Source organism: Acidovorax facilis, assembly GCF_050626955.1.
Lineage (GTDB): Bacteria > Pseudomonadota > Gammaproteobacteria > Burkholderiales > Burkholderiaceae_C > Acidovorax > Acidovorax facilis.
Map to the genome: position 1 here is coordinate 3,659,812 of NZ_CP192460.1, position 24,484 is coordinate 3,684,295.

At 65.0% G+C, this 24,484-nt stretch carries 20 protein-coding genes; 2 read left to right on the forward strand and 18 right to left on the reverse strand.

Annotation, left to right across the window (positions count from 1 at the left end; translation table 11 throughout):
* Nucleotides 1-48 precede the first annotated feature (48 nt).
* Nucleotides 49-2,187, reverse strand: coding sequence for an ABC transporter permease (locus ACQ4MJ_RS16760; RefSeq protein WP_370449771.1), 2,139 nt, complete (start codon nt 2,185-2,187; stop codon nt 49-51).
* A gap of 99 nt (nt 2,188-2,286) precedes the next feature.
* A complete protein-coding gene (locus ACQ4MJ_RS16765; protein ID WP_431151912.1) occupies nt 2,287-3,315 on the reverse strand; it encodes an ABC transporter substrate-binding protein in 1,029 nt (342 codons plus the stop codon).
* A gap of 229 nt (nt 3,316-3,544) precedes the next feature.
* Here ACQ4MJ_RS16765 and ACQ4MJ_RS16770 point away from each other — a divergent pair, with 229 nt between their 5' ends.
* Nucleotides 3,545-4,390 (forward strand): MurR/RpiR family transcriptional regulator, encoded by an 846-nt coding sequence (locus ACQ4MJ_RS16770; RefSeq protein WP_055394300.1) that lies wholly within the window; start codon nt 3,545-3,547, stop codon nt 4,388-4,390.
* A 36-nt stretch (nt 4,391-4,426) separates the two neighbouring features.
* Here ACQ4MJ_RS16770 and ACQ4MJ_RS16775 read toward each other — a convergent pair whose 3' ends face one another.
* The 11 genes from ACQ4MJ_RS16775 to ACQ4MJ_RS16825 form a co-directional block, all read right to left on the reverse strand.
* A complete protein-coding gene (locus tag ACQ4MJ_RS16775; protein WP_431151911.1) occupies nt 4,427-5,410 on the reverse strand; it encodes a tripartite tricarboxylate transporter substrate binding protein in 984 nt (327 codons plus the stop codon).
* A gap of 126 nt (nt 5,411-5,536) precedes the next feature.
* Nucleotides 5,537-6,469, reverse strand: coding sequence for an electron transfer flavoprotein subunit alpha/FixB family protein (locus tag ACQ4MJ_RS16780; protein WP_431151910.1), 933 nt, complete (start codon nt 6,467-6,469; stop codon nt 5,537-5,539).
* Nucleotides 6,470-7,219, reverse strand: a complete 750-nt coding sequence (locus tag ACQ4MJ_RS16785; protein WP_431151909.1) for an electron transfer flavoprotein subunit beta/FixA family protein — start codon at nt 7,217-7,219, stop codon at nt 6,470-6,472.
* Between the two features lie 47 nt (nt 7,220-7,266).
* On the reverse strand, nt 7,267-8,271 hold the full coding sequence (locus tag ACQ4MJ_RS16790; RefSeq protein WP_431151908.1) for a Bug family tripartite tricarboxylate transporter substrate binding protein: 1,005 nt from the start codon (nt 8,269-8,271) through the stop codon (nt 7,267-7,269).
* A gap of 38 nt (nt 8,272-8,309) precedes the next feature.
* A complete protein-coding gene (locus ACQ4MJ_RS16795; protein ID WP_121422343.1) occupies nt 8,310-9,317 on the reverse strand; it encodes a Bug family tripartite tricarboxylate transporter substrate binding protein in 1,008 nt (335 codons plus the stop codon).
* Between the two features lie 78 nt (nt 9,318-9,395).
* Nucleotides 9,396-10,643 carry a CaiB/BaiF CoA transferase family protein gene (locus ACQ4MJ_RS16800; protein WP_431151907.1) on the reverse strand — a complete coding sequence of 416 codons (1,248 nt, stop codon included), beginning with the start codon at nt 10,641-10,643 and terminating at the stop codon, nt 9,396-9,398.
* On the reverse strand, nt 10,640-11,476 hold the full coding sequence (locus ACQ4MJ_RS16805; RefSeq protein ID WP_431151906.1) for an oxepin-CoA hydrolase, alternative type: 837 nt from the start codon (nt 11,474-11,476) through the stop codon (nt 10,640-10,642). The genes ACQ4MJ_RS16800 and ACQ4MJ_RS16805 overlap by 4 nt, the downstream gene beginning before the upstream one ends.
* A gap of 4 nt (nt 11,477-11,480) precedes the next feature.
* Complete coding sequence (locus ACQ4MJ_RS16810) at nt 11,481-12,614, reverse strand: acyl-CoA dehydrogenase family protein (RefSeq protein ID WP_431151905.1); 1,134 nt, start codon at nt 12,612-12,614, stop codon at nt 11,481-11,483.
* 10 nt (nt 12,615-12,624) lie between these two features.
* Nucleotides 12,625-13,833, reverse strand: a complete 1,209-nt coding sequence (locus tag ACQ4MJ_RS16815) for an acyl-CoA dehydrogenase family protein (RefSeq protein ID WP_431151904.1) — start codon at nt 13,831-13,833, stop codon at nt 12,625-12,627.
* Between the two features lie 44 nt (nt 13,834-13,877).
* Nucleotides 13,878-15,053 (reverse strand): acetyl-CoA C-acyltransferase, encoded by a 1,176-nt coding sequence (locus ACQ4MJ_RS16820; RefSeq protein ID WP_055398527.1) that lies wholly within the window; start codon nt 15,051-15,053, stop codon nt 13,878-13,880.
* A gap of 102 nt (nt 15,054-15,155) precedes the next feature.
* Nucleotides 15,156-17,282, reverse strand: coding sequence for a 3-hydroxyacyl-CoA dehydrogenase NAD-binding domain-containing protein (locus ACQ4MJ_RS16825; RefSeq protein WP_431151903.1), 2,127 nt, complete (start codon nt 17,280-17,282; stop codon nt 15,156-15,158).
* A gap of 161 nt (nt 17,283-17,443) precedes the next feature.
* Here ACQ4MJ_RS16825 and ACQ4MJ_RS16830 point away from each other — a divergent pair, with 161 nt between their 5' ends.
* Entirely contained in the window at nt 17,444-18,364 is a 921-nt protein-coding gene (locus tag ACQ4MJ_RS16830; protein ID WP_056745237.1) for a LysR family transcriptional regulator, read from the forward strand.
* A gap of 153 nt (nt 18,365-18,517) precedes the next feature.
* Here ACQ4MJ_RS16830 and ACQ4MJ_RS16835 read toward each other — a convergent pair whose 3' ends face one another.
* The 5 genes from ACQ4MJ_RS16835 to ACQ4MJ_RS16855 all read right to left on the reverse strand — a co-directional run bounded on the left by ACQ4MJ_RS16835 (nt 18,518) and on the right by ACQ4MJ_RS16855 (nt 24,464).
* Complete coding sequence (locus ACQ4MJ_RS16835; RefSeq protein WP_121422336.1) at nt 18,518-19,528, reverse strand: ABC transporter ATP-binding protein; 1,011 nt, start codon at nt 19,526-19,528, stop codon at nt 18,518-18,520.
* Nucleotides 19,525-20,511 carry an ABC transporter ATP-binding protein gene (locus tag ACQ4MJ_RS16840; RefSeq protein WP_121422335.1) on the reverse strand — a complete coding sequence of 329 codons (987 nt, stop codon included), beginning with the start codon at nt 20,509-20,511 and terminating at the stop codon, nt 19,525-19,527. Before ACQ4MJ_RS16840 ends, ACQ4MJ_RS16835 begins: the two co-directional genes overlap by 4 nt.
* 26 nt (nt 20,512-20,537) lie before the next feature.
* Complete coding sequence (locus ACQ4MJ_RS16845; protein WP_055398531.1) at nt 20,538-21,449, reverse strand: ABC transporter permease; 912 nt, start codon at nt 21,447-21,449, stop codon at nt 20,538-20,540.
* Between the two features lie 131 nt (nt 21,450-21,580).
* Nucleotides 21,581-23,161 carry an ABC transporter substrate-binding protein gene (locus ACQ4MJ_RS16850; RefSeq protein ID WP_431151902.1) on the reverse strand — a complete coding sequence of 527 codons (1,581 nt, stop codon included), beginning with the start codon at nt 23,159-23,161 and terminating at the stop codon, nt 21,581-21,583.
* A gap of 85 nt (nt 23,162-23,246) precedes the next feature.
* A complete protein-coding gene (locus ACQ4MJ_RS16855) occupies nt 23,247-24,464 on the reverse strand; it encodes a M20 aminoacylase family protein (RefSeq protein WP_121507524.1) in 1,218 nt (405 codons plus the stop codon).
* Nucleotides 24,465-24,484: the final 20 nt, after the last annotated feature.

Sequence of the window (24,484 nt, forward strand, 5' to 3'; positions counted from 1 at the left end):
GGCGTCGCCCCCCTGGGGGGAAGGCGCCGAAGGCGACTCAGGGGGGGGTCATAAGCCACCGCGCCGACCGAGTTTGCGGTCACCCACCAGCAGCTGAATGAGCCCGATGGAGGCCGACATGAGGATGATGAGCACCGTGCAGTACGCCAGCGCCACGCCATAGTCGCCATTGCCCACGCGGCCAATGATGTAGGTGGTGGCCAGCTCGTTCTCGGCGGTGACCAGGAAGATCACCGCACTCACGGTGGTGATGGCGCGCACAAAGCTGTAGACCAGCGCCGCCACCAGCGCAGGCTTGAGCAGCGGCAGCACCACATGGCGCAGCGTCTGCACGCTGCCTGCGCGCAGCATGACGGACGCCTCATCGAGCGACCGGTCGAGTTGCTTGAACGCCGCCGTGCCCGCACGCACGCCCACCGGCAGATTGCGGAACATGAAGCACAGCACGATGATGAGTGCCGTGCCTGTCAGCTCGAACGGCGGCACGTTGAACGCCAGGATGTAGCTCACGCCCAGCACCGTGCCGGGGATGGCGAAGGCCAGCAGCGCTGCAAACTCGAACGCGCCCTGCCCCCGGAACTCGGTGCGCGCCAGCAGCCACGCAATGCCGATGCCCAGCGTGGCCGTGAGCGGCGCCGAGATGGCCGCGAGCTTGAGCGTGGTGAAAAACGAGTTCCACGCGGTGCCCGCCCACACCACACCAAATTCGCCCCATTCCACGCTGAACGCGGTACGGAAATGCGCCAGCGTGATGGTGTAGTCGCGCCCCCAGGTCTGCACAAAACCGCCCGCCAGCGCAAACAGATAGACGATGAGCGTGAAGGCCATCCAGGGCAGTGCAATGGAATGCACCACGCGGCGCACACCGGTGGGCAGCGGCATGGCAATGCCTGCATCACCCTTGCCCGATACGGTGGTGAAGTTCTGCTTGCCCAGCAAACCGCGCTGGATGGCAAACACGGTGAGCGCAAAGAACGTGAGGATCCAGGCCAGCGACGCGGCACGGCCCTGGTCGTACTGCGCGCCCACGATGGCAAAGAAAATTTCGGTGGACAGCACCGAGAACTGCCCGCCCACCACGATGGGGTTGCCGAAGTCGGCCATGCTTTCGATAAAGCCCACCAAAAACGCGTTGGCCAGGCCGGGCTTGAGCAGCGGCAGGGTCACGGTCATGAAAGTGCGGTGCGGGCTGGCACGCAGCGTTTGGGCGGCCTCTTCCAGGCTGGGCGCCACGCCCTGTACCACGCCGCGCATAATCATGAAGGCGATGGGCGTGAACGCAAAGGTCTGCGCCACCCAGATGCCCAGCCAGCCGTAGAACCAGCGCGTGGGCGTGATGCCGAACGCGTACTCCAGAAACTGGTTGAACACCCCGGCACGGCCGAACAGCAGGATGAGCCCCAGGCCCACCACAAACGGCGGCGTGATGATGGGCAGCAGCGCCACGATGTTCAGCGGCCGCGCATAGCGGCGCGACGCGCGCTCGGCCATCAGCGCCATGAAAGTGCCCAGCAGCGTGGTGCTGGTGGCGGTCATCAGCCCTAGGAACAGCGTGTTCCAGGCCACGCCGCAGCGCTGGCCACCGGCCAGGCACGAGAGACCAAAGTTGCGCTCGTGCGCAATGCGCTCCCACACCACGGCCAGCGAGAACGGGCCATCCTCCAGAAAAAACGCAGCCGACAACGCCTTGAGCACCGGGAACACGATGAACAGCGCGAGCAGGCTTCCACAGCCCACCACCGCAGCCGCTACGAACAGATCGCCTTTGAAAAATCCTCGCCGTGCCACGCCGAACGACAGCAGCACCAGCAGTGCTGACAACACCACAAACCCGCCCCAGCCCATGCCGGGCTGGCGCGCGCCCAGTTCACCCAGGCTGGTGTTCATCCACTCAAAGGCCCAGCCTCGTGCGCCAATCGCAAAGCCACTGAGCAACAAGGCCACAAGCCCCAGCGCGCCCCCCGCCGCAAGCACGGCGCCCTGCTTGCGTCCCGCAGGCAGGCAGGCGCCCAGCCCCGCCACGGCCAGACCGGCCAGGCCTAGCCAGAGCCAGGGCCGACCAAACAATGCCGCCTGCATGAGCCCGTTGGCCGCCTGTTCGCCGCTGAAAACCTGGCCCACCGCGAGCAGGCCATTGGCATCCTGCTGCGCATACCAGGGGAACACGAGATAACCCAGCACGCCCACGACCAGCCAGACCCACAAGGGCCGGTTGACCGAGGCGCTGGGTGCCGTGGTTCGGAGGGTTGCGTGCGCCGCCGCTGCTGCTGCCGACACCACCACCCCTTAGCGCGCCGCGTTCTGCACGTCTTTTTCCCAGCGCGCAATCAGGCGGCGACGCTCGGCGCTGGCGCCGTATTTGGCGTAGTCGTAGTTGATGAGCTTCATCTTGGAAGGGTCGGTCATGCGCGGGTCCTTGGGCACCTGCGTGTTGCTGGGCAGCTGGAACTGCTTGGCCGCCAGGCCAAACTGCTGGCCGCCTGGCGTGAGTGCCCATTCGTAGAACTTCTTGGCGGCCTCGGTGTTGGGGCCGTTCTTGACGATGCTCATGGAGCCCACCTCGGCGCCCGTGCCTTCCGAAGGCGTGACCGAGCCCACGGGGAAGCCATTGACCGCCTCAGTGGTCACGTCGTGCACGAAGCTCACCGACACCGTGGTCTCGCCCCGGGCGGCCGCCTTGACGGGCGCCGTGCCCGAGCGGGTGTAGGTGCTGATGTTGGGGTGCAGGGCCTTGAGGTATTCAAACGCCTTTTCCTCGCCCATGATCTGCACCAGCGTAGCGATCATGGTGTAGGCCGTGCCACTCGATGCCGGGTTGGCCATCTGCACCTCGCCCTTGAACTCGGGCCTGAGCAGGTCGGCCCACGACTGCGGGGGGTTGAGCTTGCGCTTGGCCAGCAGCTCCTTGTTGTAGCCAAAGCCCAGCGGGCCCAGGTACACGCCCACCGTGCGGTACTTGGAATCCGCCGCCTGCTTTTGCGCCCAGGGGTACAGCTGCGGCAACTGGGGCGATTTGTATTCGAGCGTGAGGCCCTGCTCGGCCGCCTGCAGGTGCGGGTCGCCTGTGCCGCCAAACCAGATGTCGGTCTTGGGGTTGGCGCGCTCGGCGTTGAGCTGCGCCAGGGCCTCGCCTGAGCCCTTGGCCGTCATGTTGACCTTGGTGCCGGTGGTCTTGGCGTACACCGTGGACATCAGGTTGCACCACTCGGCCTGCACCGAACAGATGATGTTGACCTGGCCCTGGGCCCAGCTGCCGGAGGCGGTGGCCACCAGGGCCGCACCGGCCAGAAGTTTCGTCAGCAAAGGTTTGCGCATGGGAGTCTCCTCAGTATCTGGATAACGTGATTAACGCGATGCAAGGATGCTAGTCCTGCAGACAGGCCAGGGTCAGGGGGGAAACTCCCAGACCGGGTGCAAGCAGGTTGAAAGGCAGGGATGGCGCCCTCCCCGCCGCCTTGGGAACCAAGTTACATTAAGAATGGTTCCCCCAAACCTGTTCGAAGGCCTCACCTGAGCAGCCCGCGCTGCACACCCTGACTGAGACATGCTCGACCGCATCACCGCCTCCCTGCCCTCCCTGGCCCCCGCCGAACAGCGCGTTGCCCGGCTGGTGCTAACCGACCCACGCACTTTTGCACGCCTGCCCGTGCGTGAACTGGCCGAACGCGCGCACGTGAGCAAACCCACGGTGGTGCGCTTTTGCCGCAGCATGGGGTATGACGGACTGGCAGATTTCAAGCTCAAGCTGGCAGGCAGCGTGAGCGAAGGCGTGCCCTTCATCCACCGCAGCGTGGACGCCGACGACAAGACCGGCGACGTGCTGGTGAAGGTGGTGGACAACGCCGTGGCGGCCTTTTTGCAATACCGCAATGCCGCCAGCACCGTGGCGCTGGAGCGTGCGGCCGAGGCGATTGCAGCCACCTGGAAAACCGGCAAACGCATCGAGTTCTACGGCGTGGGCAACTCGGGCATCGTGGCACAGGACGCGCAGCACAAGTTCTTCCGTCTGGGCGTCACGTCCATTGCCACCAGCGACGGCCACATGCAGGTGATGAGCGCGACCCTGCTCGGCCCGGGCGATTGCGCGGTGATCATCTCCAACTCGGGCCGCACCCGCGATTTGATGGACGCCGCCGACATCGCCCGCAAGAACGGCGCCACCACCATCGCCATCACCGCCAGCGGCTCGCCCCTGGCCAGCACCTGCCAGATCCACCTGGCCGCCGACCACCCCGAGGGCTACGACCGCTACAGCCCCATGGTGTCGCGGCTGATGCACCTGCTCATCATCGACGTGCTGGCCACCTGCGTGGCGCTGCGCATCGGCAGCTCGCTGCAGCCGATCCTGCAGCAGATGAAAGAGAACCTGCGGGCCAAGCGCTACGCGTAAATCCTGGCCGTCAGGCCAGGCCGGGTGCACACCTTCTCAGTCCAGCGTGACACCCGCGTCGCGGATCACCTTGCCCCACTTGGTCGTTTCAGCAGCCAAGAAGGCATCGCACGCCTCCGGTGTGGTGCCCTCTCCGAAGGTACCCATGGTTTCGAGCTTGGCTTTGGTCTCTTCACTCTGGATGATGGCGTTCACCGCGTCCGACATGCGCTTGACAACGTCGCGCGACGTGCCGGCGGGAGCAATCATGCTGGCCCAGGTGCTGCCCAGCATGCCGGGCACGCCCTGTTCGATGAAGGTGGGCACGTCGGGCAACATGGGCAAGCGCTTTTCGCTGGCCACGCCGATGAGGGTGATGCGGCCTGCCTTGGCGGGCTGAATCAGGTTGGGCGGAGGGTCGAGGAACAAAGGCACCTGGCCGCCGAGCAAATCCGTCAGCGCCGGCGCGGCGCCGCGGTAGGGTATATGGACCATGAAGGTCTTGGTGAGTGACTTGAGCAACTCGCTGGTCAGGTGCGCGGCAGAGCCCGTGCCTGAAGAGGCAAAACTCACCTTGCCCGGGTTGGCCTTGGCATAGGCCACGAGTTCCTTCACCGTCTTGAACGGTGCATTGGGGGCCACCGCTGCCACCAGTGGAGAAACACCCAGCAGCGACACCCCCACCAGGTCCTTGCGCGGGTTGTAGGGCAGCTTGGGGTAGAGCGTGGTGTTGGCGGTAAAGGCCGGAATGACCACGCCAAAGGTGTGACCGTCCGGAGTGGACTTGGCGACAGCATCCACGCCGATGATGCTGTTGGCGCCGGGCTTGTTGTCGATGACAACCGACTGACCGAACTGCTTTTGCAGGCCCAAAGTCAGCAGACGCGCCATCTGGTCGGTAAACCCGCCCGCCGTGTAGGGCACGATGATCTTGATCGGCTTGCTCGGCCAGGCCGTTTGTGCCAGCGCGGGCAGGGCAGCGCTGGCCAGCGCTGCGCCAGCGGCTTGCACGACACGGCGGCGGGAAAGGGAAGCGTTCATGGTCTTGTCTCCTTGGTCTTTTTTAGTCAAAACAGGCTGTAGCGCTTTCCAATCAGGCGCAAACAGCTATGTTTTCAATAGCACCCGAATCGCGGTGCCGGATGCCTTGCTCCGTATGCGCTGCTCCTACAGCGCCTTCACCAGCTCCGGCACGGCCGTGAACAGATCCGCTTCCAGCCCATAGTCGGCCACGCTGAAGATCGGTGCCTCAGGGTCCTTGTTGATCGCCACGATCACCTTGGAATCCTTCATGCCCGCCAAATGCTGGATGGCGCCCGAGATACCCGCTGCGATGTACAGCTGCGGCGCCACGATCTTGCCGGTCTGGCCCACTTGCCAGTCGTTGGGGGCGTAGCCTGCGTCCACTGCGGCGCGGCTGGCACCCAAAGCGGCGCCCAGCTTGTCGGCCAGCGGCGTCATCACTTCGTCGAACTTTTCCTTGCTGCCGAGGGCTCGGCCACCGGAGACGATGATCTTGGCGGCCGTGAGTTCGGGGCGGTCGCTCTTGGCGATTTCGCTGCCCATGAAGCTGCTCTTGCCAGCGTCTGCGGTGGCTGCGGCGGTTTCAACGGCTGCGGAACCGCCCGTGGCGGCTGCGGCGTCAAAGCCCGTGGCGCGCACGGTGATGACCTTTACGCTGTCTGCGCTTTGCACGGTGGCAATGGCGTTGCCGGCGTAGATGGGGCGCTCGAAGGTGTCGGCAGAAATCACCTTGGTGATGTCGCTGACCTGCGCCACGTCCAGCTTGGCGGCCACGCGGGGGGCCACGTTGCGGCCGCTGGCGGTGGCGGGGAACAGGATGTGGCTGTAGTTGCCTGCGATGGCGAGCACTTGCGCGGCCACGTTCTCGGCCAGGCCGTGTTCCAGGCCAGGGGCGTCGGCGTGGATGACCTTGGCGACACCGGCGACCTGGGCGGCTGCGGCGGCGGCTGCACCGGCGTTGTGGCCAGCCACCAGCACGTGCACGTCGCCACCGCAGGCCACAGCGGCCGTCACGGTGTTCAGCGTGGCGCCCTTGATGGACGCGTTGTTGTGTTCAGCAATAACGAGTACCGACATTTAGATCACCTTCGCTTCGTTCTTGAGTTTCTCGACCAGAGCGGCCACGTCGGCCACCTTGATGCCAGCACCGCGCTTGGCGGGCTCGGTCACCTTGAGGGTCTTCAGGCGCGGGGCCACGTCCACGCCGAGGTCTTCGGGCTTGACGGTATCGAGCTGCTTTTTCTTGGCCTTCATGATGTTGGGCAAGGTGACGTAGCGGGGCTCGTTCAGGCGCAGGTCGGTGGTGATGACCGCTGGCAGTGTCAGCGCCAAGGTTTCCAGGCCGCCGTCCACTTCACGCGTCACGCTGACCTTGTCGGCCGTCAGTTCGACCTTGTTGGCGAACGTGGCCTGGGGCAGGTCTGCCAGGGCCGCGAGCATCTGGCCGGTCTGGTTGGCGTCGTCGTCGATGGCTTGTTTGCCCAGGATGATGAGACCGGGCTGCTCTTTGTCCACCAGGGCCTTGAGGATCTTGGCAACGGCCAGGGGCTGCAGCTCGACGTCGGTTTCCACCAGGATGGCGCGGTCTGCACCGATGGCCATGGCAGTGCGCAGGGTTTCCTGGCACTGGGCCACGCCGCAGGAGACTGCGATGACTTCGGTCACCAGGCCTTTTTCTTTCAGGCGCACGGCCTCTTCAACGGCGATTTCGTCAAAGGGGTTCATGCTCATCTTCACGTTGGCGATGTCCACACCCGTGTTGTCCGACTTCACGCGGACCTTCACGTTGTAGTCCACCACGCGCTTGACAGGGACGAGAACTTTCATGGGATTGTTTTCCTTGATTTTTGTTGTGGGAGTGCGGGTGCGCAGGCTTACTCGTTCGAGATGCCCTTGTCGCGGATCACAGTACCCCACTTGACATAGTCCTGCTGAATGCGGCGGGCCATCTTGTCGGGCGCTTGGTATGCAGCGATGGCGCCTGCAGTCAACAACTTGTCCTGCGTGTCCTTCTCGGCCAGGATTTGCTGCACCTCGGTTGCGATGCGGTCCACCACGGCTTTGGGCGTACCGGGCTGCGCCAGCAGACCACCCCACGAGACGGCCTCGTAGCCCTTGAAGCCCTGCTCGGCGATGGTCTTGACATCGGGCAGCATGGCCACGCGCTGGGGTGATCCTACTGCGATGGCGCGCAGCTTCCCCGTCTGGATGTGCGGCAGCGCAGCCACCAGATCGGCGTACATCAGCGGCACCTGGCCGCCGATGGTGTCGGTAATGGCGGGCACGCCCCCTTTGTAGGGAATGTGCTGCATTTCAAAGCCCCCCATCTGCTTGAGCAGCTCCATGCTCAAATGGCCAAAGCTGCCCGCACCTGAGCTGGTGTAGTTGAGCTGACCTGGACGGGCCTTGGCATGGGTAATGAGCTTTTGCAGGTCGGTCACAGAAGGCATCTGGGCAGGATTGACCACCACGACGATGGGCAGGTCGTACACCGTGGCCACGGGCGTGAAGTCTTTCACCGTGTCGTAGCCCGCCTTCTTGTACAGATGCGGCGCCAGCAGCGTGGGCGTGGCCAGCATCATCAGCGTGTAGCCGTCGGCCGGGCTCTTGGCCACCTGGGCGGCAGCGATGGAGCCCGAAGCACCTGCACGGTTTTCCACCACCACGGGCTGGCCCAGCCGTTCGGCCAGGCGTTGGCCCACGATGCGCGAGGCAGTATCGGTAGGGCCGCCTGCCGGGAAGGGCACCACCAGCTTGATCATCCTGCTGGGCCAGGCTTGGGCGTGTGCCGGGGCCGTGCCCCACAGGACGCTGGCCGCCAGAGCGGCAGACACGGCCAGCACGGCGCGGCGGGCTGCGAAGGTGCGAGAGACAAACATTGGGGTCAAAACGGGCTCAGGTTGTTGGAGGGGTTGCATCAGTCCAGCTTGGCGCCGGACACCTTGACCACGCGCTCCCAGACGGGTGCATCTTTTTTGAACTGGGCGCCGAACTGTTCGGGGCTGCTGCCGACGGGGATGAAACCCATCTGCTGGATGCGCTCACGCACCTCAGGCAGCGCAATCACGGCCTGCAGCTCACGGCCCAGGCGGGCCACGACCTCCGGCGGGGTGTTGGCCGGGGCGCTCATGCCCAACCAGCCTGTCACCTGGAACACCTCGTCCTTGATGCCCTGCTCGGCCATGGTGGCCAGCTTGGGAAGCGCATCCATGCGCTGGGTGCCCGTCACGGCCAGCGGCTTGAGGCGGCCGGAATCAATGTACGGCCGGGCCGACTGCAGGCTGGCAAATGCCATTTGCAACTGCCCGCCCACCAGGTCCTGCAGCATGGGCGCCTCGCCCCTGTAGGCCACATGATTCATGTCGGCCTTGTGCTTGTCGGACAGCCAGGCGCCAGCCAGGTGGGCATACGAGCCCATGCCCCACGAGCCGTAGGCGACCTTGCCCTTGTTGCGGTCGATATAGCTCATCAGCTCGGCCGCGGTGGACACCGGCAGCTGCGGATGCACCAGCAGCACCACCGGAGCCAGGGCGATCTGCGTGATGAGGGCCTGGTCCTTTTGCGGCTGGTACGGCAGGCGCTCGTACAGGTACTGGTTGATCAGCATGGTGGTGCCCAGCGACACCAGCAGCGTGTAGCCGTCGGCCGGTGACTTGAGCGCCTGGTCGGTGCCGGTCACACCGCCGGCGCCGCCACGGTTGTCTACCAGCACGGGCTGGCCCAGGCGGGCCGAGAGCTTCTCGCCCAGCGTGCGGGCGGTGATGTCGGTGGCGCCACCGGCCTGGTAGGGCACGATCAGCTTGATGGGCTTGCTGGGCCAGGCCTCCTTGCCCGACTGGGCCAGGGCGGAACCCAGCAGGCCGGTGCTGGCCAAGGCGGCCAAGCCCTGCAGGACGCAGCGGCGGTGAAGGTGATTGAACTTCATGTTTGTCTCCTGGTTGAGATTGAAAATTTGCTCCAGCGCTTACCCAACAAGCGATTAAAGCTATTATTTTTATAGTATTTAGAGCGATGGAAGCGTGAGCACGCCCTTGTCGCGCAGGGCTTCAAGCTCTGCCTCGGGCAGCTGCAGCAGTTGCTGCAGCACCTCCCGCGTGGCGGCGCCCAGCGTGGGCGGGGCGTTGCGGATGGGCAGGCGCTGCCCATCGAGTCGATAAGGCGGCGCGAACACATGCGTAGTGCCCGCCACGGGGTGGGGCATTTCCTGCAGCAGGCCGCCGCGGCGCGTACGCTCGCTGGTCAGCGCCTCGTGCAGGCCGGCCACCCTGCCGCAAGGGATGCCAGCAGCGCTCAGGCGTTCGAGAAGCACATCACGCGGGAAGCTGGCGATCAGCGCCTTCATCTGGGGCAACAGGGTCAGTCGATTGCGGGCACGCTCGACGTTGGTGGCGTAACGTGGGTCTTCGACGATATCCGGGCGCATCACCACCTGGCGGCAGAACTTGTCGAACTGGCTGTTGTTGCCCACGGCGATGATGAGCGGACCATCCTGTGCCTCGAACATGCCGTAGGGCACGATGGACGGGTGGGCATTGCCGTAGCGCTGCGGGTCGTGGCCCAGCAGCATGGCGTCGAGCCCGTAGTAGCCGGTGATCATCAGGCCGCAGTCGTACAGCGCCATTTCGATGTGGCGGCCCTTGCCCGTAGTGCTGCGGCGAAACAGCGCGGCCAGCACGGCCTGCGCCGCGTACATGCCGGTCATCATGTCCACGGCAGCCACGCCGAACTTCAGCGGTGGCTGGCTGGCCTCGCCGTTCAGCGCCATCAGCCCGGCCTCGCCTTGAATCACCAGGTCGTAGCCGGGTCGCTTGGCCTCGGGGCCGGAACTGTCGTAGCCCGCCACCGAGCAGTAGATGAGGTCGGGCTTGATGGCCTTGAGCTGCTCGTAGCCCAGGCCCAGCTTCTCGGCGCCGCCGGTCTTGAAGTTCTGGACTACCACGTCGCACTGCGGCAGCAGGTCGCGGATGATCTTCACGCCTTCGGGGGTCTGCAAATCCACCGTGATGGACCGCTTGTTGCGGTTCATGCTGTTGTAGTAGGTGGTCTCGGTCTTGCCGATGCGCATGCCCCAGTCGCGGGTGTCGTCGCCCCGACCGGGGTGCTCCACCTTGATGACGTCAGCGCCAAAGTCGGCCAGCACCTGGCCGCACAGCGGCCCGGCAAACACGCGCGAGAGGTCGAGCACGCGCACGCCGTCGAGCGGGAAGTCCATGCCCTCGGGCAGCGGGGGTGTCGGTGTTGTAGTGGTCATTTCGTAGTGTCGGGTTGGGTAGCGGCAGTGGCAGCGGCTTGGCGCAAGCGTGCGAAATCGGCGGGGCGCTTTTCCAGAAACGCAGCGATGCCTTCGCGGGATTCTTCGGTGGCCTGTGACATCACCATCAGCTGTGCCTCCAGCTCCAGCTGGTCAGCCAGCGACTGCACATAGGCGCTGCGGCACAGGGCCTTGATGTTCGCCATCGCGGTGTCAGGCCCGGTGGCAACTTGCGCAGCCAGGGCCACGGCCTGGGCGAGTGCCTCGCCCGGCTCGGCCAGACGGTTGACGGGGCCGAGCGCATGCAGCCGCTCGCCGGAGATGCGTTCGCCCGTGAGGCACAGCTCGGTCAACACCTGACGCGAGACGAACTCGGCCAGGAAGGCGGTAGCACCGCCGTCGGGCGTGAGGCCCACCTTCACATACGCGACCGAGAACACGGCATTGCGCGCAGCCACCAGCATGTCGCAGGCCAGCGCCAGCGACAGGCCGGCGCCCGCCGCAGCGCCCTCCACCGCGGCAATGACCGGCTTGCGGCAATCGCGCACGGTGCGGATCAGGTCGTGCAGGCCTTCGAGCTTGGCGCGGCGCTCTTCCACGGGCAGCTCGCGCCGCTTGGCCAACTGGCGCAGGTCGCCGCCCGCGCAAAAGTGCCCGCCTTCACCCGTGAGCACGATGGCGCCCACGGTGGGGTCGGCCTCGGCCTGTGCCAGTGCCTCGGTCAGCGCCGCATAGAACGCGGGCGACAGCGCATTGCGCGCGGCAGGGTTGTTGTTGGAGAGCACGAGCACCGCGCCCTCACGGCGTTGCAGCAGAGGCAGTGGCTGCTCCATGGCTTCAACTCCGACCCAGCGCGATAAAGCGCGCCAGGTGGTGGTCTTCATCGCCAAACTGGTGGTCCACCATGATGAGGCGCTTGGCGTAGTGGGACAGGGGCAGCTCCCACGTCATGCCAATGCCGCCGTGCAGCTGAATGCTTTCTTCAGCCACCAACGCTCCGATGCGGCCCATGGTGACCTTGGCGGCCGACAGCGCGCGCTCGCGCTCGGTGCGGTCGGTGCTGTCCATCGCGGCCGCTGCGTTGATGACGGCAGAGCGCGCCTGCTCCACTTCCAGCAGCAGGTCGGCCATGCGGTGCTGCAGGGCCTGAAAGCTGCCAATGGGCACACCAAACTGCTTGCGCGTTTGCAGGTATTCCAGCGTGTGCTTCTTGGCCACATCCATGGCGCCCAGCGCCTCGGCGCACACGGCCAGAATGCCCCAGCCCGCGGCATGTTCCAGTGTGGCAAAACCTTGGCCTTCCGAGCCCACCAGCGCGCCGGCGCCGACTTGCACGTTTTGCAGCGTGATTTCAGCCATACGCCCTCCGTCAACACGGCCCATGCCACGGCGGCTCAGGCCCGCGGCATCGGCGGGCACCAGGAACAGCGAGATACCCTCTTCATCGTCCACGGCGCCCGCTGTGCGGGCACTGACCAACAGCAGTTGAGCCTGGTCGCCATGCAGCACCACGGCCTTGTGGCCGGTGAGCAACCAGCCGTCGCCATTGCGCACGGCGCGGGTGGTCACGCGGTTCAGTGCGTAGTGCGCGCCGGCTTCCTCGTGCGCCAGGGTCACCACGGTGCTGCCGTCGATGATGCTGGCGATGTGTTCCTTTTGCGCAGCGCTGCCCGCCAGGCCCAATGCCCGGCCCACCATGAGTGCACCCACAAACGGCTCGACCACCAGGCCACTGCCCAGGGCTTCAAACACCACGGCCACATCAAAGCCCGCACCGCCAAAGCCGCCATCGGCCTCGGGGAAAAGCGCGCCAATCGCACCCAGCTCCGCAAAGCGTCCCCACAGCGCTGCGTCCATGCCGCTGTCGCCGTAGGCGATGTGGTTGCGGATTTCGATCCCGTACTGCTCGGCCACAAAACGGTTCAGGGTGTCCGCCAGCATGCGGCGGTCTTCGGTATGTTCAAAGTTCATCGCGGCAACCTCACAAACCAAGGATCATTTTGGAAATGATGTTCTTCTGAATTTCATTGGAGCCGCCAAAGATCGACAGCTTGCGGTAGTTGAAGTAGTTGGCGGCGGCCGTCGCTGCCTCCTTCGGGCCCACGGGTTCATCGGCATGGCCCTCGTACTGCGCTTCTTCGATGAACGGCAGCGCATACGGGCCCACAGCGCGGCGGATGAGCGACAAAATCTCCTGGCGGATCTCGGTGCCACGGATCTTGAGCATGGAGCTTTCAGCCCCCGGCACTCCGCCACCTGCCACGGCGGCAATCACGCGCAGGTTGGTGGTCTTCATGTTCTCCAGGTCAATCTCGACCTGGGCCATGCGGGCGGCAAACAGCGGGTCCTGGTCCAGCGGCTGGCCGTTCTTCATCACCTTGGCGGCCACCACCTTGAGCTTGGCCAGTGCGGCAATGCAGAAGCCCACGCCTGCGATGCCGGTGCGCTCGTAGGTCAGCAGGTACTTGGCATACGTCCAGCCCTTGTTTTCCTCGCCCACCAGGTTTTCGACGGGCACCTTCACGTCGGTGAAGAACACTTCGTTGATTTCCTTGTCGCCATCGAGCGTGCGGATGGGACGCAGCTCCACGCCGGGCGATTGCATGTCCACCAGCAAGAAGCTGATACCCGATTGCGCCTTGGCCTCGCGGTCGGTGCGCACCAGGCAGAAGATCATGTTGGCGTGCTGGCCCTGGGTGGTCCAGGTCTTCTGGCCGTTGACGATGTAGTGGTCACCTGTTTCGTCCGTGACTCGCACTGCCGTGGTCTTCACGGAAGCCAGGTCCGAGCCCGCGCCGGGCTCGGAGTAGCCCTGGCACCACCAGTCCTCACCACTCAGGATGCGCGGCAGCCAGTATTGCTTCTGCGCTTCGTTGCCAAACTTGATCAGCACCGGGCCCAGCATGTTCACGCCAAAGGGCACGATGCGCGGGCCACCGGCCAGCGCGCATTCGGTGTCGAAAATGAACTTCTCGACCGCGCCCCAGCCGGGGCCGCCATAGGCTTCGGGCCAGTGGTTGGCAAGCCAGCCGCGCTCGTTCAGGATGGCGTGCCACTCATCCTGGTCGGCCTTGGTCAGGCGCTGCCCGGCCTTGACCTTGGTGGCGATGCGTTCGGGCAGCTTGGCTTTCAAGAAAGCCTGCACCTCGGCGCGGAAGGCTTCCTCTTGGGGAGTGAAATTCAGGTCCATATCGGGTCGCTTGCAGTTTCAGAGTTCGGTGGTGTGGCGCACGGTCAGAAGATTTCGAAGAGGCCTGCAGCGCCCATGCCACCGGCAATGCACATCGTCACCACGCCGTACTTGGCCTTGCGGCGGCGGCCTTCGAGCAGCAGGTGGCCCACCAGGCGCGCGCCGGTCATGCCGAAGGGGTGGCCAATGGCAATCGCTCCGCCGTTCACGTTCAGCCGCTCGGACGGAATGCCCAGGCGGCGCTGGCAGTACAGGGCCTGCGAGGCAAAGGCTTCGTTCATCTCCCACAGGTCAATGTCCTGCACCGTGAGGCCGTGGCGCGCCAGCAGCTTGGGCACGGCAAACACGGGGCCAATGCCCATTTCGTCGGGCTCGCAACCGGCCACCGCAAAGCCACGGAACGCGCCCAGGGGCTGCAGGCCCCGGCGCTCGGCTTCTTTCGCTTCCATGAGCACGCAGGCGCTGGAGCCGTCGGACAGCTGCGAGGCGTTGCCTGCGGTGATGAACTGGCCCGGACCTTTCACCGGCTCCAGCTTGGCAAGGCCTTCCAGCGTGGTGCTGGCGCGATTGCAGTTGTCGTGCGTGGCCGTCACCTCGCGGTAGGTGACCTCGCCGGTCTCCTTGTTCTTTTCCATCATGCGCGTGGTGCAGGGCACGATCTCGTCGGCGAACACGCCGCCTTGCTGTGCGGCGGCGGTGCGTTGCTGGCTTTGCAGCGAGAACAGGTCCTGGTCTTCGCGGCTGATGCCGTAGCGGTGGGCCACGATGTCGGCGGTATCGATCATGGCCATGTAGAGGTCGGGCTTGTGCTCTTGCAGCCAGGGGTCGATGTCTGCCGGGTTGCCTGCGCGGATGGCCGAGATGCTTTCCACCCCACCGGCCACCATGGCGGGTACGCCCTCGGCCACGATGCGGCCTGCGGCAATCGCCACCGACTGCAGACCCGATGCGCAAAACCGGCTGGCCACCATGCCCGCCACCGACAGCGGCAAGCCGGCGCGCAGTGCCGTCTGACGACCAATGTTCTTACCCGTGATGCCCTCGGGGTAGCCGCAGCCCATCACCAGGTCTTCGATCAGCTCGGGGTCGATGCCCGAGCGCTCGACCGCCGCCTTGACGGAAAAGGCCGCCAGCTGCGGGCCGGGCGTGGCGTTGAACTCGCCCCGGTGCGACTTGGTCAGCGGGGTGCGGGCGGTGGAAACGATGACGGCTTCACGCATGATTTGCTCCTGATTTAATAGCTGCTTGCGCTTATTAATCAAGCGCTAGAGGCCAAAATGATTTGAATTTGATGAATCTGAAAATCGAATCGCGAGGCAGGCTCAGCTCTTTTCAGCCTGGTTCAGGCTGTCAAAGTTGCGCCCTTCCCGCACCAGTTGCACCAGCAAAGGCGAGGGCTTCCAAAACAGCGGGTCTTCCTTGGCAAAGGCCTCGATGTCGGCCAGCAGCTGGGGCAGGCCCGTCATGTCGGCCCACTTCATCGGGCCGCCCCGGTGGCGCGGAAAGCCGTAGCCTGCGACAAAGGTCACATCCACATCCAGCGGGCGCAGGGCAATGCCTTCATGCACCACATTGGCGCCTTCGTTGACCATGGCGGCCATGTAGCGGCGCATGATCTCGTCGGCGGTAAAGCTTTGGGGGGTGACGCCCTTCTTGGCGCGCTCGGCATCCACTATGGCCAGCACTTCCGGGTCGGGCTGGCCCGTGCGGGCACCGTCGGGGTACAGGTAGAACCCGCGCCCGGTCTTCTGACCAAACCAGCCGCGTTCGCAGATGCGGTCGGCAATCTCCACGTACCGGGCCTTGGGGTCGCGCGTGGCAGCGCGGCGCTTGCGGGTGGCCCAGCCAATGTCTCCACCGGCCAGGTCTGTCACCTGGAATGGGCCCATGGCAAAACCAAAGCCGCGCACGGCAGCGTCGATCTCGTAGGGGCTTGCGCCGTCTTCCAGCAGGTAGTCAGCGGCCTGCTTGTACACGGCCAGGATGCGGTTGCCGATAAAGCCGTCGCACACGCCCGCGCGCACAGGCACCTTTTTCAGCTTGCGGGCCAGCTCGAACGCCGTGGCCACCACATCGGGCGCCACCTTGGCGGGCACCACGATCTCCAGCAGCTTCATGATGTTGGCGGGGCTGAAGAAGTGCAGGCCGATCACATCCTGCGGGCGGCCGGTGGCAGCTGCAATGGCGTCGATGTCGAGGTAGGAGGTGTTGGTGGCCAGCACGGCACCGGGTTTGCATGCGCGGTCCAGCTCGCGGAACACGGCCTTCTTCACCTCGATGTCTTCAAACACGGCCTCGATCACCAGGTCCACCTGGGCGATGTCGGCGTAGTCGGTGCTGCCGGTGTAGCGCGCCATCACGGCGGCCTGGGCAGATTCAGTCATGCGGCCCTTGGCCACCAGGGCGTTGTAAACCTTCTCGACATTGGCGCGGCCACGGGCGATGGACTCGGCGTCGCGCTCGATCATGGTCACCGGCAAGCCGGCATCGAGGGCTGCCACTGCAATGCCCGCGCCCATGGTGCCGCCGCCGATGACGGCAATGCTGGCCACGGGGCGCGGCTGTGCGGCCTGTGCTTCGGGCACCTTGACGACCTCGCGTTCGGCAAAAAAGGCGTGGATGAGGCCGGCGCGCTGCGGGCTGTCCAGGCACTCCATGAACAGTGCGCGCTCGCGGGCCATGCCTTCGTCAAACGGCAGTTGCAACGCGGCCTGCACGCATTCGATGATCTTGAGGGGCGAGAACAGTCCACGCGACTTTTTGGCGGTCTCGGCCTTTTGCGCTTCCAGCCAGGCCAGCGCGGCCTGCGGCTCGGCGATGGTGAGGTCACGCGTGCGGCGCACGGGCGCATTGGTAGCGAGCAGTTCGCGCACGTAGGCCAGGCCTGCGGCCAGCGGGTCGGTGCCGTCCACCAGCTTATCGACCAGCCCTGCCTGCAACGCGGCCTGCGCCTGGAGGGGCTGGCCGCTGAGCATGAGGGCAGTGGCGGCCTGCACGCCCATCAGGCGCGGGGCGCGCTGGGTGCCGCCCGAGCCGGGCAGCAGGCCCAGATTCACCTCGGGCAGGCCCAGCGTGGCGGCGGGCAAGGCCAGCCGGTAGTGGGCCGACAAAGCCACCTCCAGCCCACCGCCCAGCGCTGCGCCGTGCAGCACGGCGACCACGGGCTTGTTCAGGTTTTCGATGGCGCGGCAGAGCTCGGGCAGGATGGGAGCAACCGGTGGCTTGCCGAATTCGCGGATATCCGCCCCGGCAATGAAGGCCTTGCCGGCGCCCACCAGCAGCACAGCCGCCACGGCGGCATCGGCCTGCGCCTGCAGCATGGCGGCCAACAGGCCCTGGCGCACGGCGGCGCCCAGGGCGTTGACGGGTGGGTTGTCGATGGTGACGACAAGCACATCGCCCTGCAGCGCGGTTGTGACAACGGAAGATGCGGGAATGGCGGCGCCCATGCTGGAAAGTCTCCTGGTCGATGGCTATTGACTGCCTGTGAATGACTCGGTGATTGTTGATGCGTGAAGTTATCTTGACAATTACATAGCCTGTTGACAGACTGTCAAACATCTTTTGACAAACACCCCCGCAACGGCATCACGTGCCGCCTCCCTGTTCAATGGAACTCACCTCCCTCACCGTGCTGGTCGACATCCTCGATGCCGGCAACCTCAGCCAGGCCGCCCGCAACCTGAAGATGTCCCGTGCCAACGTCAGCTACCACCTGCACCAGCTCGAAAAGTCAGTGGGTGTGCAGTTGGTGCGCCGCACCACGCGCCGGGTGGAGCCCACCGAGGTGGGCCTGCGCCTGTATGCCCATGGCCGCGCCATTCAGAACGAGATGCTGGCTGCGCGCGAGACCATTGCCACGCTGGGCCAGGGCCTGCAGGGCCGCGTGGGCCTGAGCGTGCCCAGTGGCTACGGGCAGATGGTGATGTCAGACTGGCTGATCGACTTCAAGCGGCTGTACCCTGGCATCGTGCTGGATGTGCGCTTTGAAAATCGGGTGGACGACCTCATCCGCGATGAGGTGGACATCGCCATCCGCGTGATGCCCGAGCCCCCACCCACGCTGGTGGCGCGCGACCTGGGCAGCGTGCGCTACATCGCCTGCGCATCGCGGGGGTACGCCGAGGCGCATGGGCTGCCCCAAAGCTTTGAAGCGCTGCAGGCCGCGCCGGTGATCACCGCAGGGGTGGTGGGCAAGCAGCTGCGCCTGCGCGGGTACCGGGGTGACCAGCGCCAGGAAGCCCTGCTGGAGCCCACCCTCATTTCGGAGCACTTTCCGTTTCTGCGCCAAGGCATCCTGGCAGGGCTGGGCGTAGGGCTGGTACCGGATTACGTGGTGCAGGACGCCGTGTCCAGTGGGGAAGTGCTGACCACGCTGGACGACTGGCGGTTGAGCATTTTTGGCACCCAGATGTTCATGCTCTACATGCCCAACCGCCACCAGACGCGTGCGGTGCGTACCTGCATTGACTACCTGCTGGGGCGGGCCCTGCCGGCAGCCGGCCAAGGAGTGACTGCGGAGCCAGGATGAGCATCTTCTGCGCGTTTACAAGCAAAAATAGCCGCAAGCGCAGGTATTCATTGCGCTAGCAGCTATTTTATTGATAGCAATCGCTACTGCGACAGTAGCAATGCCGGATGAGTCCCTCCGCCGCGCGTCAGCAAACCCGCGTGGCGGCTGGCATCAGATCCGCCCTTCCTCCACCGCATGGCACGCAATGCGGATGCCACCAATGCTCTTGAGCTGGGGGCGCTCGGTGCGGCAGCGGTCGTTCACATGCGGGCAGCGGGGGTTGAAGGCGCAACCGGGTGGTGGGTTCAGCGGGTTGGGCACCTCGCCCTGCACGGGGGTGCGGGCCTTGCCGGTGTCGTGCATCTTGGGGATGGCATCGAGCAGCATGCGGGTGTACGGGTGGCGGGGCGTGTCAAACAACGTGTGTTTGTCGGCCAGCTCCACCAGGCGGCCCAAGTACATCACGCCGACCTGGTCGCTGACGTGGCGCACCACGGCCAGGTTGTGGCTGATGAACAGGTAGGTGAGGTGCCGCTCGCGCTGCAGGTCCTTCATGATGTTGAGCACCTGGGCCTGCACCGACACGTCAAGCGCACTCGTCGGCTCGTCGCACACCAGGAACTCGGGCTCGGTGGCCAAGGCGCGCGCGATGGAGATGCGCTGACGCTGGCCGCCGGAGAACTGGTGCGGGTATTTCACCATGTCCAGCGGCGACAGGCCCACGGACTTGAGCAGTTCACCCACGCGCTGCTTGAGCTCAGCCTTGTCGGTGATGAGGCCATGCTCCTTGAGCGGCTCGCCAATGATGTCTTCGACCAGCCAGCGGGGGTTCAGGCTGGCATACGGGTCCTGGAAGATCATCTGGATGCGGCGGCGCATGGCCTTGGCGTCGTTGCCCTTGAAGGCGGCGTGCGCATCCTGGTTGTCAAACGTGAGGCCGCCGCGTGTGGGCTCGTACAAACCCACCAGCAGGCGCGCCACGGTGCTTTTGCCGCAGCCGGACTCACCCACCAGGGCCAGGGTCTTGCCTTTTTCGATCTCGAAACTCACGCCGTCCACCGCATGCAGCAGCGTGCGGGGCTTGCGCTCGATCACGCGGTTGAGCCAGGGGGCGGACACGTCAAAAGTCTTGGCCAGGTCGTGCGCCTGCACCAAAGCCTTGCTTTTCATTGCTGCGCTCATGCGGTCACCTCGGTTTTTGTCGTGGCACCAGCGTGCAGCCAGCAGGCGGCGCGGGTGGAGCCTGCGTCCATCAGGTCGGGGCGATCAGTCATGCAGCGGTCAAAAGTCTGGGGGCAGCGCGGGTTGTAGGCACAGCCCTGGGGAATGGCGTTCAGACGGGGCATGGCGCCGTCGATCTGGTTCAGGCGTTCACGGTCCACCGTCATGTCGGGGATGGAGGCCATGAGGCCGCTGGTGTACGGGTGCGAGGGCTTGTTGATGACGTCGTGCACGGGGCCGATCTCGGCCACGCGCCCGGCATACAGCACGGCCACGCGGTCGCAGGTCTCGGCGATCACGCCCATGTCGTGGGTGATCAGCATCACCGCGGCACCGCGCGATTTGCAGATGTTCTTGAGCAGCGTGATGATCTGCGCCTGGATGGACACGTCGAGCGCCGTGGTGGGCTCATCGGCCACGATGAGCTTGGGCTCGGCCGCCAGGGCCAGGGCAATCACCACGCGCTGGCGCATGCCACCGGAGAACTGGTGCGGGTAGTGGTCGATGCGCTCTGCAGCGGCCGGAATGCCGGTGTCTTGCAGCAGCGCAATGGCACGCTGGCGCGCCTCGGCGGGCGTGACCGGCAGGTGGGCCAGGATGGTTTCAGTGAGCTGTCGGCCCACTGTGTACAGCGGGTTCAGCGAGGTCAGCGGGTCTTGAAAGATCGCGCCGATGCGGCGGCCACGGATGTGGCGCATTTCCTCATTGCTCAGGTTGTCGATGCGCTGGCCTTCGAGCAGGATCTGGCCAGATGCCACGCGGCCCGGGGGCTCCAGCAGGCCGATGATGGCAGCGCCAGTGAGCGATTTGCCCGCGCCGGACTCCCCCACCACCCCCAGGATCTCGCCGGGTGCAATGGAGAAGGAAATGTCGTCCAGGGCGCGCAGGGTACCGCGACGGCCCGGGAATTCGACAACGAGGTTTTTGACTTCTAGGAGACTCATGGGGATATCGCTTTTCTTGTTCTTGTTCAGCGCAGGCGCGGATTGAGGGCATCACGCAACCAGTCGCCGAGCAAGTTCACACTCAGGGCGATCAGCACCAGCATGGCACCGGGGAACACGGTGATCCACCATTCGCCGGAGAACAGGTAGTCGTTGCCGATGCGGATCAGCGTGCCCAGCGAAGGCGAGGTGGGCGGTGCGCCCACGCCCAGGAAGGACAATGTGGCCTCGGTGATGATGGCCGTGGCCACCTGGATGGTGGCCAGCACCATCACAGGGCCCATGACGTTGGGCAGCACGTGCTTGCGCATGATGCGCAGCGGCGAAACGCCCGTCACGCGGGCAGCCTGCACGTATTCCTTGTTGCGCTCGACCAGGGTGGAGCCGCGCACCGTGCGCGCGTATTGCACCCAGCCCGTGAGCGAGATGGAGATGATCAGCACACCAAATGCCAGCGACTCGTGCGCGTTGGGAAACAGCGCACGGCCCACACCCGCAATCAGCAGCGCCACCAGGATGGCGGGGAACGAAAGCATCACGTCGCACAGGCGCATGAGCACGGCATCGATCCAGCCACCGCGAAAGCCGGCCAGCAGTCCAAACGCCACGCCCACCACCACGGAGAGCACCACCGATGCGAGGCCCACCACAAGGGAAATGCGCGCGCCATAGATGAGGGCGGAAAGAATGTCCCGGCCCTGGTCGTCGGTGCCCAGGGGGTACTTCATGGAGCCTTCGGCGCTCCAGGCCGGGGGCAGCCGCGCGTCGCTGAGTTCGAGCGTGGCCAGGTCAAAGGGGTTATGGGGCGCGACCCATCCGGCAAATACCGAACAGAACACACAGATCAGCGCGATGGCAGCGGCCACCATCGCCATGGGCGATGTGCGGAAGCTGTAGCCAACATCGCTGTCAAACCAGCGGGCAAGGGTTGTTTTCATTGTGGGAAACCAGTAAACAAGCACCAACGCAGAGCCCGGGTAGCGGCCATGCGTTGGTGTGGACTTTCAAAGAACCGGTCGTTCTCTCTTTTCTCTGCGATCGACTAACGTAGGGACTTCTGCGCCCCTTCTTACTTGGTGATGCTCATCCACTTGAAGTGCATGAAGTTGTCGGCCAGCTGCACGAGCTTGACGTTCTTGCCCACGCCCCAGGCCAGCGCTTGCTGGTGCAGGGGAATGTGGCCTACATCGGCCGCGTGCAGATCGAAGACTTCCTTGATCATCGCGTTGCGCTTGACCTTGTCGGTCTCGGCCTGGATCTTGAGTGTCAGCTCATCGACCTTGGGGTTGCAGTAGGCGCCCAGGTTGAACTGGCCGGACCCCTTGTCATCCACGCAGCGCATGAGGGCGTTGAGCGCGTTGTGCGAGTCGTAGGTGGCGGGCGTCCAGCCCAGCATGTAAAAGCTGGTGTCGCGGCGCAGCACCTTGGGGAAGTAGGTGCCCTTGGTTTCGGCCTGCAGGTTGATCTTGACGTTGATGCGCGAGAGGTTGGCGGCCACTGTCTGGCAGATGCGGCCATCATTCACGTAGCGATCGTTCGGGCAGTTCATGGCCACTTCGAAGCCGTTGGGATAGCCGGCTTCGGCCATCAGCTTCTTGGCAGCTTCGACGTCGTAGGGAAGGCGCTTCGCGTCAGGCTGGAAGCCATTGATGCCGGGACCCACGAGCAGGGCCGAGGGGTTGGATGCACCACGCATCACGGTCTTCTTGATCCCTTCGATGTCGATGGCCTGGTAGAAGGCCTGGCGCACACGCTTGTCCTTGAAGGGGTTCTTGCCCTTGACGTTGGAGTACAGCAGTTCGTCACGCTTTTGGTCCATGCCCAGGAAGATGGTGCGCAGTTCGGGGCCGGTGATGGCACGGGTGTTAGCGCTGCCGTTCACGCGTTCGATGTCCTGCACGGGTACGGGTTCCATCACGTCCACCTCGCCCGAAAGCAGGGCGGCCACACGGGTCGCATCGTTGCCGATGGGGGTGAAAACGACTTCGCTGACGTTGCCTTCGATCTTGCCCCAGTAGCTGCCGTTGCGTGTAAACACCGAGCGCACGTTGGGCTGGCGCTCACGCAGGCGGAAGGGGCCCGTGCCGTTGGCACGGAACGAGGCGGCGTTCTCGATGCCCTTGCGGCGGTCCACCGGGCCCAGGGCCTGGTTGGTCTCGCACCACTTCTTGCTCATCATGTACACGAGCGAGATCACATCCGGCAGGATCGGGAAGGGGGTCTTGGTTTCGATTTCGACCGTGTGGTCGTCGATCTTGCGCACTTCCTTGAAGTCGTTGGTGTAGCTCTTCATGTCCGAGCCTTCCACCTGGGTGCGCCCGAAGCTGAACACCACGTCATCGGCCGTGAAAGGGGTGCCGTCGTGGAATTGCACGCCCTTGCGCAACTCGAAACGCCACACGGTGGGCGACGTCTGCTTCCAGCTCGTCGCCAGGGCAGGCGCCAGGCTCAGGTCCTTGTTGCGGCCGACCAGCGACTCATAGACGTTGCCGGTGACGCTCAGCTGCAGCGACTCATTGAGCGAGTGGGGGTCCATCGACAGCGAGTCACCCTGGTTGGCGATGCGGATGGTCTGAGCTTGGGCCACCAGGCTCGCCGCCGCCAACGCGGTAAAGAGAGCGGTCAGAGCGATTTTTTTATGGAATTTCATGGAAACCTCCAGGTTGGGGAAAGCGGGGTGAAAGGGTTGGGCCGTGGCGCGGTAGTGCAAATGGGCAGGCTGGTTGGACGGTGCTTCAAGCTGCCGCCAAAGGCATGGCCTGCTCGATAAGGCTTGCGTGCAGCGCTGAGCCCAGGGGCAGGATGTCGTCGTTGAAGTCGTAGCGGCTGTTGTGCAAGGCGCTGCCACTGGCCCCTGTGCCCTGGCCGATGCGCAGATAGGCACCGGGGCGGGTCTGGAGCATGAAGGCGAAGTCCTCGGCCCCCATACTGGGCTCCAGGTCACGCACCACATGGTCGGCACCCAGCAGGGATTCGGCCACGTCGCCGGCAAAGATGGCTTCGCTTTCGCTGTTGATCGTGGCCGGGTAGATGCGCTCGTAGTGCACCGTGGCCGTGGCGCCAAAGCCCAGGGCAATGGCGTTGCACAGCTCCTTGAGGCGTTTTTCCACCATCTCCTGCACGACCGGATCAAATGTCCGCACGGTGCCCACCAGGGTGGCAGAGCCCGGCAGCACACTGAAGGCCCCCAGGTCGCCAGCCTGTGCGGCGCAGATGCTGACCACGGCGCTTTCAATGGGGCGCACATTGCGCGAGACGATGCTTTGCGCGGCCGTAATGATGTGCGCGGCCACAACCAGCACGTCCACCGTCTGGTAGGCATGGGCACCGTGGCCGCCGCGTCCCGTGATCTCGATGGTGAAGCGATCCGCCGCAGCCATCATGGGCCCGGAGTTGATGCCCACGGTGCCGGGCTTCATCGCGGGCCAGTTGTGCATGGCGTAGATGGACTGCACCGGGAAACGGTCAAACAGCCCGTCTTCCATCATGACGCGGGCTCCAGCAAAACCTTCTTCGCCCGGCTGAAACACGAGCACGGCTGTGCCGTCGAAGTTGCGGGTCTCGGCCAGGTAGCGCGCAGCCCCCACCAGCATGGCGGTGTGGCCGTCGTGGCCGCAGCCATGCATGAGGCCCGGCTTGCACGACTTCCAGGAGAAATCGTTGTGCTCGGCCAGCGGCAGCGCATCCATGTCGGCACGCAGGCCGACCATGCTGCCACTGGAGGTGCTGCGGCCGCGGATCACGCCCACGACTCCTGTGCGGCCAATGCCGTCGTGGATCTCGTCCACGCCGCAGAGCTTCAGGGCCTCTTTGACGCGCGTGCTGGTGTAGATCTCCTCGAAACCCAGCTCAGGGTGGGCGTGCAGGTCCCGGCGCAGCGCGGTCAGCTCGGGGTGGTACTGCGCGATGTGCGCAAACGCCCGGCCTCCGGCTTTGTATCGAAGCGACTGCATGTCAGGCGTCCCGAAAGCTC